Here is a 13,867-nt window from a genome sequence, read left to right as displayed (position 1 = left end):
CAGCGCATAGAGCTTTCGCAGCAATTTCGTTTCGTCTGAAGGGCAAGCTCATGGCATCTGTGGCATTTCTCGGTCTTGGCGTGATGGGCTATCCAATGGCCGGTCACTTGAAGAACAAGGGTGGCCACGACGTCACCGTCTACAACCGCACCAGGGCCAAGGCCGAGCAGTGGGTTGGCCAGCATGGCGGCAGCCTTGCTGTCACGCCGGCAGAGGCAGCCAGGGACAAGGACTTCGTCTTCTCCTGCGTCGGCAATGACGACGATCTGCGCTCGGTGACTACAGGTCCCGAAGGCGCCTTCAAATCGATGAAGAAAGAATCGGTCTTCATCGACAACACCACGGCCTCGGCGGAAGTCGCGCGCGAACTGGCTGCAGCGGCGCAAGCCGGCGGCTTCTCGTTTCTCGACGCGCCGGTCTCGGGTGGCCAGGCCGGCGCCGAGAACGGCGTTCTGACCGTCATGGTCGGCGGCGACCAGGCTGCCTTCGACAAGGCGAGGCCAATCATCGATGCCTATGCCCGCATGGTCGGGCTGATGGGCTCGGCGGGTGCCGGTCAGCTCACCAAGATGATCAACCAGATCTGCATCGCCGGGCTGGTGCAGGGCCTGTCGGAAGGCATCCATTTCGGCAAGAAGGCCGGGCTCGACATCGAGAAGGTGATCGAGGTGATTTCCAAGGGGGCGGCTGGCTCCTGGCAGATGGAGAACCGCCACAAGACCATGAATGCCGGCAAGTATGATTTCGGTTTCGCCGTCGACTGGATGCGCAAGGACCTCGGCATCTGCCTGGCTGAGGCCGACCGCAACGGCGCCAAACTGCCGGTGACTGCGCTTGTCGACCAGTTCTACAAGGACGTGCAAGCCATGGGCGGCAAGCGCTGGGATACGTCCTCGCTGCTGGCGCGGCTGGAGAAGTAGGCGGCCATGTCCCTGCCCGCTCCAGGCTGGACCGCGCAGGACATCGTCGCGCATCTGCGTTCGATCGGCTCCGAGGAAAATCGCGCCGGCATGGCGCGGTTCGGCATCAACACGGCAACGGCGCTTGGTGTCGGCAACACGGATTTGCGGCCCTTGGCGCGCAAGCTGAAGCGCAATCACGAGCGGTCCCTGGCGCTGTGGGCCAGCGGCATTCGCGAAGCCCGGTTGTTGGCTGCGTTCACCGGCGAGGCCAAGAAGATCACCAGAGAGGACTGCCGCCGCTGGGCCGGCGACTTTGATTCATGGGAAGTTGTCGATACCGTCTCCGACCTGTTCGTCGATACGCCGTTCTGGCGCGATCTGATCGCGGAATTCGCGGCCGATGAGCGCGAATTCGTCCGCCGCACGGCCTTTGCCATGCTGGCCTGGGCAGCCGTGCATTTGAAGAGAGAGCCGGACGCGACATTCCTGTCCTATCTGCCCTTGATCGAAGCCCATGCCGGCGATGAGCGGAATTTCGTCAGGAAAGCCGTCAACTGGGCGCTGCGGCAGATCGGCAAGCGCTCGATGAGCCTGCACGCCCCTGCCCTGGCCCTGGCGCAGAAGCTTGCCGGCTCCCCGGACAAGACCGCGCGCTGGATCGGCAAGGATGCCGTCAAGGAATTGTCGGATGCCAAAACACTCAAACGCCTCGCCGCCAGAAAAATTTGACCTCGCCAATATCCGCTTCACCGAGGTGACGCCGGTGACCCGTGGTAGCTTCGAGGCTTTGTTCGAGCAGCCGGGCGCGCCAAAATGTTGCTGGTGCATGGCCTGGCGGCATTCCGGCCGCGAGCACCTCCAGAACGATGAGAAAAAGCGCCAGATGATGGCGCTCATCGATGCCGGCACCCCAGTCGGCATCCTCGCCGAGATCGACGGCAAGACCGTTGCCTGGTGCTCGGTCGCGCCACGCGAAACCTATCGCAAGCTTTCAAAGCAGCAGGACGACGGCGAGACTGGCGTATGGTCGATCGCCTGCTTCTATGTGCCGAGGGCGCTGCGCGGCGGCGGCCTTGCTTCGGCCATGCTCGATGCCGCCATCGATCATGCCTTCGCCAAGGGCGCGCGCATCATCGAGGCCTATCCCGTGGCCGAGGCGTCGCCGAGTTACCGCTTCATGGGCTTTCGCGACATGTTTGCATCTCGGGGATTCCATGAGGCTGGCATGGCCGGTTCTCGCCGACATGTGATGCGGCTCGAGCATTGACGTCATTGGGCACGGCGTCTCTACTCGCCCAAAAAGGAAGCGGCATGAGCATTCATCTCAAATCAATTCTGGCGTTCGCGGCCGCGCTGTCTCTCTCCGCTGCCGGCGCCTCGGCCGAGACCATGCACATCTTCTGGAAGGATCTGCGGCCGGCGAGCCAGGCGGTTGCCGAAGACGCCGGCCTTCCGATGATCGCGGCAAAATTGCCCGATCATGGCGAGACGCTGTCGCTCACCCTGCAGGACAAGACGATACAATTAGCCGGCTATGCATTGCCGGTCGATCGCGACGGCGACCTCGTCTATGAGTTCCTGCTCGTGCCATGGACAGGCGCATGCAGCCACATGCCGACGCCGCCGCCCAACCAGATCGTGCTGGTCACGCCGGCCCATCCCTACAGGATGTCACAAGCCTACCAGTCGGTCGCCGTCACCGGTGCCTTGAAGCCGGACATGGAAAAGAGCCAGCTGTTCATTCTGGATGGCGTCAGCGTCATCCAGTCCGGCTACACCGTGCGCAAGGCGGAGGTGGTCGGGGTCGACACCGTGCCGGACACCATCACCTTGCCGGTGAACTCGCCCTGGAGTTTCCTCAACAAGAAGAAGAACTGATCGGGTGCCGCCCACTCAGGCAGCGTTGGCGCCCGATTCCTTGTCCAGCACCATGTAGTCGAGCGGGATTTCGGTCGTGTACTTGATCTGCTCCATGGCGAAGGACGACGACACGTCACGGATTTCGATCTTCGCGATCAGCCGCTTGTAGAAGGCGTCGTAGGCGGCGATGTCGGGCACCACGACGCGCAAGAGATAATCGACATCGCCGCTCATGCGGTAGAATTCGACCACCTCGGGAAACTCCTGGATAACCTCGGAAAACCGCCGCAACCACTCATGGCTGTGCGAATTGGTGCGGATCGAGACGAACACGGTGACCCGCACATTGACCTTCTCATGATCGAGAATGGCGACGCGCCGCTTGATGACGCCCTCCTCCTCGAGCTTCTGGATGCGGCGCCAGCAGGGCGTGGTCGACAGGCCGACTTTCTTGGCGACATCGGCCACCGCGAGCGTCGCGTCCTCCTGCAGGAGGCGGAGAATTTTTCGGTCAAGGCGGTCCATTAGAGGCTCCTGGAGGAATAGTTTGGCTATACTCCCTCTTATTCCAGGCTTTCACAAGAAAGAAATTCTGCCAATCGCCACAAAAGCGAGTGATTTCTTGCTGAATGCCTAATCAAGGCGATAGCGGATTTCCGACCGCAGGAAAGGCAGCAAATCCATTTCAAACCACGGATTCCGCTTCAGCCAGCCGCTGTTGCGCCAGGACGGATGCGGCAGCGGCAGCACTTTCGCACCCACCGAACTCTCCCAGATGGCGCGCCAGTCCATCACCGTTTCCGTCAGCGAGGGGCGGCGCGCGGCGCCCATGTGCCAGGACTGCGCGTAGAGGCCGATCGTCAGCACCAGGTCGATCCGCGGCATCAAGGCCATCAACGGCGCACGCCAGGCGGGAGCGCACTCGCGTCTTGGCGGCAGGTCGCCCCCCTTGGCATCCTGGCCGGGAAAGCAGAAGCCCATCGGCACGATGGCGAATTTCTCGGTGTCGTAGAATTCGTCGCTGGTCACATCGAGCCAGCCGCGCAAGCGGTCACCAGAGGCATCAGTGAACGGCATACCCGACAGGTGGACCTTGGTCCCCGGCGCCTGGCCGGCAATCAGGATGCGGGCGCTGGATGAGGGCCGCAGCACCGGCCGCGGCTCATGCGGCAGCGGCTTGCCGACGGGATTTTCGACGCAGATGCGGCAGGCCCGGACCTTGGCTGCAAAATGGTCCAGTTCCACGCTCAAGCGGCGGCACTCGGCCGACTGGAGATCGCCTGATGCCAGCGCAGCACATTGGGGCATTCCTCCGGCACCTTGATGCGTGCCGGCTTCATGAAGTCGATCGCGATCAGGCCGGTGATATCGGCGATCGAATAGCTGTCGCCGGCGGCGAATTCACGGTTCGCCAACTCGCCGTCGAGGAGTCTGAGGAATGCAATCGCCTTGGGTTTGTTGGCCTCGCCCCATTCGGGAATCTGGGGAATTTCCCATTCCTTCATGGCCGGATGGATGTGGCGAAAGGCCTGCGCGACGCAGCTGAGCAGATTGAACTCCATCCGTCTCTGCCACATCTCGACCTGCGCCTTGCCGAGCGCGCCGCGCCCGAACAGGGCCGGCTCGGGATGCAACTCCTCGAAATAGCGGCAGATGGCGACGGATTCGGTGATGACGGTGCCGTCGTCGAGCTCCAGCACCGGCAGGCGCTGCAGGGGATTGCGCGAGCTAACAGTCTGGCCTTTGTGCTCCAGCGCCCCCATGTCGACGGATACCAGCGGAACCGTGATCCCTTTCTCGGCAAGAAACACGCGTACCCGCCGCGGATTGGGCGCCCGGCCGCCGTCGAAGAGCTTCATTCGATCCTCCCTTTCCCGTTTCAGGCCGATACGCTTCACCAGAAGCGAAAAATCTCCCGCATGGCGTCGCCGATCGACGCCAGCGTACCGTGTTTTCGCTCCACCACCACGCCGTGATGGCTGTCGCGCCAGTCCTGCGGCTGATCGAACGTACCCGCCCAGATGCCGATCTTGGCAGCGCGGGCGGTCGCTTCCTCGCTTTCGAACTCACCAAAGGCGACGGCCCAGCCCGCCTCGACCTGGGCGCGGTTGAGGTCGGTCCCGCCGGCCCTGCAGTCGCCAAGCAACCGGCCATAGCGATCCCGCTGCCAGCCGCTGCAGGTGACCGGCCTGCCGGCAACCAGGCGCACCAGCGACTGGCGCGCTAGCGTGCCGCAGGCATAGTCGGCGCCATTCCTGCGGCAGATCTGGGTGTACTCGGGGGCATCGATGCCCCGCATGCGGATGCGCTCGGTGCCGAGCGTGATCGAATCGCCGTCATTGATGATGGCAGCGCCTTGCGTCTGGCGCGTTTCCACCCGATCGAGGCGCGCCGCCAGCAGGATCAGCAGTCCCAGAATAACTGTCGTAAGCCCATAATCCAGAAGCCGCCGCCACGGGCTTCTGGGCACCGGTGCGTACCGTTGGCGCGATCTCGGCGACCAGAAACGGCTCATATGGCAAACGGTTGGTTAATCATTCGAACGTAGCTTAACACCTTGAAATCGCTGCGCGCATAAATTGAAGCTTTTGATGCCCTTGCAACGCTCGAACACAGCGGACAAGTTCATTGTGGACCGCAGGAAACCTCATCGCAACAGCGATGTGGCGCGCGCGGTGCGCAAGACGCGCGACCGTCTTTCGCAGCAGGCCGGCAATCCCGATTTCGACCGCGAACTCTTGAAACTCCACGCGCGCGCCATGACAAGCGGCGCCGTCGTGATCCCGCTTCTCGTCCTGGCGATCGCCGCGGCCGGCAGGCTCGCCGGTGTCGGCAACGAGATCGGGCTTTGGGCGCTGTCCACGCTTACCTGCTATACGGTCGTCGCCTTCATGGCGCGGCGCATCGAGCGCACGGAAGCTGCTGAGCTCAACCCCTTGCAGGCACGACGGGAATTCCTGGTCGGCCATTTCCTTTGCGGCCTCGGCTGGGCCTGGTTCGTCTTGCTCGGCTGCGGCACCTGCGCCGTTGACCAGTTCCAGGTGGTCAAGGCGGTGGTGTTGCTGTTTGCCATGGCCGGGACAGCCCTCATGGCCTCGTCGCTCAGCGGCGCGCTGCTGGCGACCTTTGCCGTGCCGGTGGCGCTCTATGCCTATCTCGGCGCCAGGCTGTGGATGCCGGTCGAGGCGATCATGGCCGGACTGCTTGTCCTGTCTCTGCCTTTCTTCGTCTATGTCGCCCGTCACATCAACCGCTCCTCGCTGATGCTGCTGTCGTTCCGCTCCGAAAAGGATGCGCTGATCGCCGAACTGGAGACGGCAAAATCGATGTCGGACGAAGCTCGGCGGCGGGCCGAGGATGCCAATCTGGCAAAGTCGCGTTTCCTTGCTTCGATGAGCCATGAACTGCGCACGCCGCTCAACGCCATTCTCGGCTTTTCCGAGGTGATGGCGAACGAGGTGCTGGGGCCGATGAGCAACCCCACCTATCGCGACTACGCCAATGACGTGCATGATTCCGGCCAGCATCTGCTGGACCTGATCAACGAAATCCTCGACCTGTCGCGCATCGAGGCCGGCCGCTACCAGCTCAACGAGGAGCCGGTGATGCTGCTGAACATCGTCGAGGACTGCTGCCATATGATGGAACTGAGGGCGCGTAACAAGGATATCCGCGTCATCCAGGATTTCGAACAGACATTGCCGCGGCTGTTCGCCGACGAGCGCGCCGTGCGCCAGATCACGCTCAACCTTCTGTCCAACGCCATAAAGTTCACCGCCACCGGCGGCGAAATCCGCGTCCGTGTCGGCTGGACGGCAGGCGGCGGGCAATACATCTCCGTCAAGGACAATGGCCCCGGCATTCCCGAGGACGAAATTCCGGTCGTGCTCTCGGCCTTCGGCCAGGGCTCGATCGCCATCAAGAGCGCCGAACAGGGCACCGGGCTTGGCCTGCCGATCGTGCAAGGCTTGCTTGCCATGCATGGCGGCGAGTTCGAGCTCCATTCCAAGCTGCGCGAAGGCACCGAGGCGATCGCCATCTTCCCGCTGAGCCGGGTGATGGAAGAACTGCCGGCGTTGCCAACCGCGGCAGTGGCGGCACGACGGCGGTAGGCGACCCCAGCGACCTGCCTTCATTGCCCAAAGAGGAACGCAGACCGCAATGAGCGCAGGTTGGGATGCCGGCGGCGTCGAAATCAAATCGGAGCGGCTTCACCTTAGGTTGTTTACGGCCGATGATGCTGACGAAGTCTTTGCCGCCATCACGCCCGCGATCACTCGTTTCATGCAGTGGGAACTGCCGCGATCACCAACGGCCTTCGCCGAGGTCTGGCGATCCTGGCTAGCGCCGATCCTTGACGGATCGGATCTGCATTTTGTTGTGCGCTCGCTGGTGGACGATCGCTGTCTGGGGCTGGTCGGCCTGCATGCGGCGAAGACGGTTCGTCCTGAGATCGGAATTTGGATAAGAGAGGACGTCCATGGGAACGGCATCGGCCGGGAGGCCGTCGCTGCCGTGGCGGCATGGGCGTCCGGGGAACTCGATCCGGACTGCTTCGCGTACCCTGTCGCCGAAGAGAACGTGGCGAGCCGAAGAATCGCGGAAGGCCTCGGCGGTTCGATCGTCGAGACCCGCTCCAACCCGAAATACATTTCGGTCGTCTATCACATCCCCAATCCCAGGCGTTGATGCGCCGGGGACCTGAAACCCTAGGCCCGCACAGCCGCCGCCATGCCCGAACTGGTCAGCGCCGCCGCCTTGACCAGGCCCGCGCCAAGTGCTGCCCCTGCCCCTTCGCCATGGCTTATGCCGAGGTCAAGCAGCGGACGGAAGCCAAGCAGTTCGGCGGCCTTGGCATGCGCGGGCTCAGGCGACAGGCTGGCGAGAAGACAATGGTCCAGCGCCGCGGGGGCCGCGGCATAAAGCACCGCAGCGGCAGCCGTTGCCGCAAAGCCGTCGAGCAGGACCGGAATCTTCTGCATCCGCGCGGCGAGGATGGCGCCTGCTATCGCCGCGAACTCACGGCCGCCGACCCGGCGCAGCACCTCCAACGGGTCCTCGAGATGGTTCTCATGAAAGGCCAGCGCCGCATCGACCACATCGGCCTTGCGCGCCTGCATCGCCGCGTCGGCGCCGGATCCCGGGCCAACCCAGTCGGCACCCCTGCCCCCGAACAGTGCGGCAAGCAGCGCCGCGGCGACGGTGGAATTGCCGACGCCGAGATCGCCGAGGCAAAGCAGGTCGGTGCCGCCGGCGATCGCTTCCATGCCGAAGGCCATGGTCGCCGCGCAACCGCGTTCGTCGAGCGCTGCGTCATCGGTGATGTCGCCGGTCGGGATGTGCAGGGCGAGATCGAACACCTTCAGCCCAAGGTCGTTGGCAATGCAGATCTGGTTGATCGCCGCACCACCGGCCGCGCAAAGTTCGACCGCGTTGGCTGTCGCCGCCACCGGACGTGGCGAAATGCCATGCCTGACGACACCATGTTTGCCGGCAAAGACCGCCATCAGCGGCCTTGTCACCGCGGGCGGAGCCCGGCCGCTCCAGGCGGCAAGCCACGCGGCAATGTCCTCGATCCGGCCGAGCGAATGCACCGGCTTGTCGGCCTTGGCAAACAGCGTGCGCACCCGCGCTTCGGCTTTGAGATCGGTTGACGGCAGATTGTCGAGCAGGTTGCGGAAATCGTCGAAAGGCAGTGCGCTGGTCATGTCGTGAGCAATCATTCCTGGATTTGGTGAGCGGCATAGCCGCGTTGCGTGATCGGCACAACCTCTCCCAAACATCCGCCTTGATTGCCGCAAAGATGGCCTGGGAAGGCGCGATCGCGAGGGCTTGCATTGGCTTTGCCGTTGCACCATGTGGAGATGGAACTCAGGATTCCGAATGGAATCCCCAAGAGAAAGTCATGACGGCCATCGAATCCCCCTGCATCCTGGTCTGTTCGATCGACATGAAAACCGGCTTCTGCTTCGGTTGCGGCCGCACGCGCGAGGAAATCGGCGCCTGGATGGGGATGACGCCCGAAACGCGCCGCAATGTGATGGCCGAACTTCCGGCCAGGCTGGAAACGGTCGAGCGCCGGCCCCGCCGGGAAACGCGCCGCACGCGCATGGCGCGCGAGCGCGACGCAATCTAGAGCAGTTCTCTGTTTCACGGAAACGACGAAACGCTCTAACTCATTGTTTTACCGCAATTCCGGACGAAAAGCCGTCTCACACTTTTCCTGGAATTGCTCTAGCGAGGCACGGATGAGCAGCCGACTGTTCTGGATTCTGATGGCGGTGATCGGCGTGGGAGCAGCGCTGCTCATGCTCAACGATTCTGCCGGCAGCACGCTGGGGGTCGAGAACCATGATTTCGGCCGGCTGATCTGGCTTGGCGCCTTTGGTGCCCTGATCGCTGGTGGCCTGCTGCGCTCGGGCCGCCCGTTGGGCGACATGGCCCGCAATTTCGGCGCCTGGGCGGCGATCGTGCTGGCGCTGATCGCCGGCTACCAGTATCGCTACGAATTGCAGGACATCGCCAGCCGGGTGACCGCTGGTCTCGTTCCCGGCAGCCCGCTGGCGCTTGGTGTCGAAGACGGCCACGCCACTGTGACCCTCGACAAGGCCGACAACGGCCATTTCGAAGCGCGCATCCTGGTCAATGGCAATCCGGTGCGGGCCGTTGTCGATACTGGCGCGACCAGCACCGTGCTGACGTCTGAAGATGCGCAGGCCGCCGGCTTCAACCCGGCCGCGCTCAACTACACGATACCGGTTTCGACAGCCAACGGCATGGCGCGCGCCGCGGCGGTCAAGACCGACGCGGTGGCGATCGGCGGCATCGTGCGCAAGGACATGTCAGTCATGGTCGCGGCACCCGGCATGCTGAGCCAGAGCCTGCTCGGCATGAATTTCATCGGCTCGCTGTCAGGCTTCGACGTGCGCGGCGACCGTATGATCCTGCGGGATTGAACTCAGGCCGCTTCGGCTGCCCCTCTACCGAATTCGACCGCCGCGAAAGCCGTCTTCAGCACCTCAGGCCCGGCACCGGGCCGGTTTGCGTCGGTCGACAGGATCTGGCGGTAGCGGCGCGCGCCGGGCAGCCCGTGGAACAGCCCGACCATATGGCGGGTGACATGGCCGAGCCGCCCGCCCTGTTCGATGTGGCGTGCCGCGTAATCCACCATGGCGTCGATCAGCGCGGCGAAATCGAATGCCTCGGGCTTCGCGCCATAGAAGCCGGCATCGACGCCGGCCAGAATGCCTGGTGTGTGGTAGGCCGCGCGGCCAAGCATGGCGCCGTCGACATGATCGAGATGCGCCCGGGCCTCTTCAAGCGACTGAATTCCGCCATTGATGCCGATGAATTCGTTTGGTTTTTTGGCCTTGAGCCGATAGACCCTGTTGTAATCGAGCGGCGGGATGTCGCGATTTTCCTTGGGGCTAAGCCCCTCCAGCCACGCCTTACGCGCATGCACCCAAAGCGCGTCTGCGCCGGCCGCGAAAACCCCGTCCGCCAGCGCATCGAGCGCCGGCTCCGGATCCTGTTCGTCGACGCCGATGCGACACTTCACGGTGACGGGGATTGTCACCGCCGTTTTCATTGCCGCGACGCAGTCCGCGACAAGATCGGGCACTTTCATCAGGCAGGCGCCGAACGTGCCCGACTGGACGCGGTCTGACGGGCAACCGACATTGAGGTTGATCTCGTCATAGCCGAACGCTTCGCCGATGCGCGCTGCCTCGGCAAGCTTCGCCGGGTCCGAGCCGCCAAGCTGCAGCGCGACCGGATGTTCCGCCACATCGAAGCCAAGCAGCCTGTCGCGCGCGCCTTGGATGACCGCATCGGCCACTACCATCTCGGTATAAAGCAGCGCACGGCTCGTCAGCTGGCGATGGAAGAACCGGCAATGCCGGTCCGTCCAGTCCATCATGGGCGCAATGGCTAGTCTATGGTCTTGATATTTCAGCATTTTTCTTTAACATAAAATCGTTAGAACCTGCCGAGTGCACACGAGCCGAGCGACAAATCGACCATAGTGAGACGCCAACCCTTCATATCGACGACCTGTGCGATGTAGGCAAGTCCCTCGCCGCTCCAAGGCTGAAGCCCTCGATATGCCCCAAAGACATCTGGGCTCATTCGTTTTGAACAGCCGCCCAAGGTATTGGACCGATGACTCTTTGAGCAGTGGAGAACCTGCGGTCGATGGCGGCAACGCGCGACATGGAGTGGCACACATCTACCGGTAATTGTCTCGGTCCTTGGCCCTCTCGGCCCGGCAATCCACCTTGCTCAAGACAGCCTTGCGGTAGGCGTCCTCAAACACGCGCATAGCCCTCTCGAATTTGGCTGGATTAGGTGCCAAGTGTCTATCCAGCCCGTGCTGCAAAAGGAGGAAGACGGCCATCATGGCTTTTCCACTTGGGCTTGGGCTCAGCGCCGGGCACCTTTTCAATACGCCATAGATCCTACCTGAAATTGCTGCAGCCAGATGCAATTTGCCATCCGGCATACGCACCAAGTAATCGATATTTTTCTCTTCCTGCCCGGCCGAAGCAGCCGAAATCGTGAAGCAGATTGCAGCGATGACCGTTACTAAAATGCGTCTCAAGTGTTTCCCCTCTTCTTGCAGTCAACTCGACCCTACTAATCACCCGTTATCATAGCTTGCCTAACATTCAGAAGCTCGCCAATCGGCGGCAGCGGGTACCAATGCCGCGGGCAAATAGCGCCAGTGCCGGCGTGGGCCGGTCCTTCGTGTGAACGAAAATGGAAGAGAAGTGGGCCGGTACAGCCGGACCATATCAAATCAATCCTCCTCGACGGGTGCCGGGATCTCATCCGGAACGATTTGCCGTCCAACCCGGTCGGCAACGAGCATAGAGAGCATCATCTCGACAAGGCCGTTGGCGGCCCCCTTTTCTCCACCGGTAGCGCCGATCTGGATCTGCGGCACGATGGGCAGCCTGCCATTCTCGATCGCCTCGGCGAAGCGCATGAGAACCTGCGCGTTGAGCTGATAGTCCGGGCCGCCGAAGGCCGCGACCTTCTTCTCGGTGGCCTCGGCCTCCGCCAGGCCGATGGCGCGCACCTTCTCGGCATCCGCAAAACCGGTCGCCTTGATGCGTTCGGCATCGGCAAGCGCGATAGCCTTGATCATGTCGGCCTCGCCATGGCCGGCGAGGCGCACCTTCTCGGCTTCTGCCTTGGCAGTGACCTGAATGGTTTCCGCCTGCTGGCGGGTGCGGGCGAGTTGCGCCTTGCCTTCGTTCTCACTGATCTCGATGGTAAGCGCCGACGCCGTGATCTTGGCTTGCTGTTCGGCGAGCGCCTCCTTCTCACGCAACGTGCGTTCCTGAATGGCCGCCTTCTCCTGCAATTTGTAGGTCTCGACCTTTTCGACTGCGATCTGGCGCTCGCGCAGCTGGATCAGGATCTGCTCTATGCTGTTCTGGCCATTGGCGGCACGGGGCGTACCAATCAACACTTCCTGCAGCTCGAGGCTGTAGGTATTGAATTTCGCGCGCATTTCCTCGCCCGATTTGCGCTGGATATCGCTACGCTCCTGCAAAAGCTGAATCAGCGTCTTTGTCTGGGCGATGTTCTTGAAGTAAGCGGAAACCATCGGGTCGAGCGTTTGTTCGACCAGCCGCTTGATGTCACCGAAACGCTGCACCACGAGCGGCGCCTTCATATAGTCGATATGCACAACGACGGAGAGCGGCAGCACAGGCTCGAACGCATCCTTGGTGATCAGCGACACTTCAGACAGGTTCTCGTCCAGCCTGTGTTCGCCAAACTGCTCCTTCGTCCATTTGAGCACGAAGTTGGTGGTCGGCACGGTGATGATATTGCCGGCATAGGTATTGAACGCATACTTGCCCGGCAGCAGCGGCGTTGACCAGACACCGCGCGCGCCGATTTCGACCAGCTCGCCGTGACGGTATGCCTGCCCGGATATATCCGTGCCGTGGCGGCCGTTATAGGAGACGACGACACCCACCGTGCCAACGTCGATGATCGTCTTCTTGACCAGTTCGACGGTCGCGAAAATGCGATTGAGGAAGTAGCTGCCGTCGGCCAGCACCTGCAGCTGCCGGCCACGGTAGCCACCGGCATTGAGAAACTTCTCCGGGTCCTGAAAATTGTTGTGGAAGTTCGGGTCGTTCGGATCGTTGGCGACGGTCGGTGCGATGATCTCGCCATCCGGCAGGGCCGGACCGTCATGGATGGTGACGATGCCGATCATATCCTCGGCATTATGGATGACGATCGGCTCAAAGCCGCCCCGCTCCGAGATCATGCTGGACATATTGGTAAAAAGGTTTTGTTCCGACGAGCTCAGATTAACGGCATAGATCGACTGGGCGGTCAGCACGATGAATTGTGCGAGATTGATGGCATAGATGCCTTCACGCAAGATCTTGCGTTGCGGTCCTTTTTGTCCGCCTTTTTCGAGAAAGCCGCGTACATCCTGGAAATCATCGGCTTCGGTGTTGGAAGCCAGAGTCTGCGTCGACGGCAGCGGCTTGCCATCACGGGCAAAGACATAGCCGATCTGACCTTGCGGGATGGTGACAAGATTGGCGCGATGCATCGAATATTGGAACGGCATGAAGAAATGCAGGCCACCGCGCACGACTTCCGGCTGGTAGCCTGCCTCACGGTTGAGCGCGATGAAGCCATTGCTGACGGAGCCACGAAAACTCCACAGTTTTTCCAGGATGCCGAGCCTGTCGTTCGGGATGTAGCGGACCACACCGCTCCACCAGAACAGGATTGCCAGCACGATGACCAGCACGGCTGCCTCGATCGCCATCCATTCCATCGGGCCGAGATACTGTAGGGCTTCCATCTCTTCTCTCCTGCGGGGCGCGCGGGTTTGTTCACCCAACGGCCACCCGGTTGGTGTTGATTGATGATGGGGAGATCGCGCACCGACACGCCCGACGCACCAAGGGCGTGTCGAACGTTTGGGCTGCTCATTGTCTAGGAAAATGACCGCGCGTCCCGAGTCCCCAGTGAGGGAGGCGTGGCCTCGGCGATGTCACATCGGTGTTGCCTTGATAGACATAACGGCAGATGACGTAGGGATCGCGTCAACAGGTTTAAAGATA

The 13,867-nt window shown here is 62.2% G+C and carries 16 protein-coding genes; 8 read left to right on the top strand and 8 right to left on the bottom strand.

From position 1 onward, the window contains the following. Positions 1–50 precede the first annotated feature (50 nt). Genes JG746_RS20270 through JG746_RS20255 form a run of 4 tightly spaced genes read left to right on the top strand, consistent with a single transcriptional unit; the run spans position 51 to position 2,780 of the window. Positions 51–920, top strand: coding sequence for an NAD(P)-dependent oxidoreductase (locus tag JG746_RS20270; RefSeq protein WP_202354401.1), 870 nt, complete (start codon positions 51–53; stop codon positions 918–920). A 6-nt stretch (positions 921–926) separates the two neighbouring features. Next, the gene (locus JG746_RS20265) at positions 927–1,631 is read left to right on the top strand and encodes a DNA alkylation repair protein (protein WP_202354400.1); all 705 of its coding nucleotides are present in this window, start codon (positions 927–929) and stop codon (positions 1,629–1,631) included. After that, positions 1,591–2,169, top strand: coding sequence for a GNAT family N-acetyltransferase (locus JG746_RS20260; protein WP_202354399.1), 579 nt, complete (start codon positions 1,591–1,593; stop codon positions 2,167–2,169). The genes JG746_RS20265 and JG746_RS20260 overlap by 41 nt, the downstream gene beginning before the upstream one ends. Positions 2,170–2,213: 44 nt before the next feature. After that, positions 2,214–2,780 carry a DUF3299 domain-containing protein gene (locus tag JG746_RS20255; RefSeq protein ID WP_202354398.1) on the top strand — a complete coding sequence of 189 codons (567 nt, stop codon included), beginning with the start codon at positions 2,214–2,216 and terminating at the stop codon, positions 2,778–2,780. A 15-nt stretch (positions 2,781–2,795) separates the two neighbouring features. On the opposite strand, the gene JG746_RS20250 is transcribed toward JG746_RS20255, so the two are convergent. The 4 genes from JG746_RS20250 to JG746_RS20235 form a co-directional block, all read right to left on the bottom strand. Further along, the gene (locus JG746_RS20250; protein WP_006205209.1) at positions 2,796–3,287 is read right to left on the bottom strand and encodes an Lrp/AsnC family transcriptional regulator; all 492 of its coding nucleotides are present in this window, start codon (positions 3,285–3,287) and stop codon (positions 2,796–2,798) included. Between the two features lie 108 nt (positions 3,288–3,395). Then, positions 3,396–4,070 carry a uracil-DNA glycosylase family protein gene (locus tag JG746_RS20245; protein ID WP_202354397.1) on the bottom strand — a complete coding sequence of 225 codons (675 nt, stop codon included), beginning with the start codon at positions 4,068–4,070 and terminating at the stop codon, positions 3,396–3,398. Continuing rightward, positions 4,010–4,621: a glutathione S-transferase gene (locus JG746_RS20240; RefSeq protein ID WP_202354396.1), complete on the bottom strand. Its 612-nt coding sequence runs from the start codon at positions 4,619–4,621 to the stop codon at positions 4,010–4,012. Before JG746_RS20240 ends, JG746_RS20245 begins: the two co-directional genes overlap by 61 nt. 35 nt (positions 4,622–4,656) lie before the next feature. Then, positions 4,657–5,277 (bottom strand): thermonuclease family protein, encoded by a 621-nt coding sequence (locus JG746_RS20235; RefSeq protein ID WP_202354395.1) that lies wholly within the window; start codon positions 5,275–5,277, stop codon positions 4,657–4,659. Between the two features lie 76 nt (positions 5,278–5,353). Between JG746_RS20235 and JG746_RS20230 the strand changes: the two genes are divergently transcribed. Next, complete coding sequence (locus tag JG746_RS20230) at positions 5,354–6,874, top strand: sensor histidine kinase (protein ID WP_202354394.1); 1,521 nt, start codon at positions 5,354–5,356, stop codon at positions 6,872–6,874. Positions 6,875–6,923: 49 nt separating this feature from the next. Then, positions 6,924–7,451 carry a GNAT family N-acetyltransferase gene (locus tag JG746_RS20225; RefSeq protein ID WP_202354393.1) on the top strand — a complete coding sequence of 176 codons (528 nt, stop codon included), beginning with the start codon at positions 6,924–6,926 and terminating at the stop codon, positions 7,449–7,451. 20 nt (positions 7,452–7,471) lie between these two features. Here JG746_RS20225 and JG746_RS20220 read toward each other — a convergent pair whose 3' ends face one another. Beyond that, the gene (locus JG746_RS20220) at positions 7,472–8,470 is read right to left on the bottom strand and encodes a nicotinate-nucleotide--dimethylbenzimidazole phosphoribosyltransferase (protein WP_202354392.1); all 999 of its coding nucleotides are present in this window, start codon (positions 8,468–8,470) and stop codon (positions 7,472–7,474) included. A 197-nt stretch (positions 8,471–8,667) separates the two neighbouring features. On the opposite strand from JG746_RS20220, the gene JG746_RS20215 reads away from it, so the two are divergent. Further along, positions 8,668–8,898, top strand: coding sequence for a DUF1289 domain-containing protein (locus tag JG746_RS20215; protein ID WP_096446020.1), 231 nt, complete (start codon positions 8,668–8,670; stop codon positions 8,896–8,898). A 112-nt stretch (positions 8,899–9,010) separates the two neighbouring features. Continuing rightward, positions 9,011–9,718 (top strand): TIGR02281 family clan AA aspartic protease, encoded by a 708-nt coding sequence (locus tag JG746_RS20210; RefSeq protein WP_202354391.1) that lies wholly within the window; start codon positions 9,011–9,013, stop codon positions 9,716–9,718. 2 nt (positions 9,719–9,720) lie between these two features. On the opposite strand, the gene dusA is transcribed toward JG746_RS20210, so the two are convergent. The 3 genes from dusA to JG746_RS20195 form a co-directional block, all read right to left on the bottom strand. After that, positions 9,721–10,719 carry a tRNA dihydrouridine(20/20a) synthase DusA gene (dusA, locus tag JG746_RS20205; protein WP_202354390.1) on the bottom strand — a complete coding sequence of 333 codons (999 nt, stop codon included), beginning with the start codon at positions 10,717–10,719 and terminating at the stop codon, positions 9,721–9,723. A 270-nt stretch (positions 10,720–10,989) separates the two neighbouring features. Then, complete coding sequence (locus JG746_RS20200; protein ID WP_202354389.1) at positions 10,990–11,361, bottom strand: hypothetical protein; 372 nt, start codon at positions 11,359–11,361, stop codon at positions 10,990–10,992. Between the two features lie 198 nt (positions 11,362–11,559). Continuing rightward, positions 11,560–13,605: an SPFH domain-containing protein gene (locus JG746_RS20195; protein ID WP_202354388.1), complete on the bottom strand. Its 2,046-nt coding sequence runs from the start codon at positions 13,603–13,605 to the stop codon at positions 11,560–11,562. Positions 13,606–13,867: the final 262 nt, after the last annotated feature.

This window comes from Mesorhizobium sp. 113-3-3, assembly GCF_016756495.1.
Lineage (GTDB): Bacteria > Pseudomonadota > Alphaproteobacteria > Rhizobiales > Rhizobiaceae > Mesorhizobium.
Note: the sequence above shows the minus strand (reverse complement) of the source record. Positions and strands in the feature narration are given on the sequence as shown.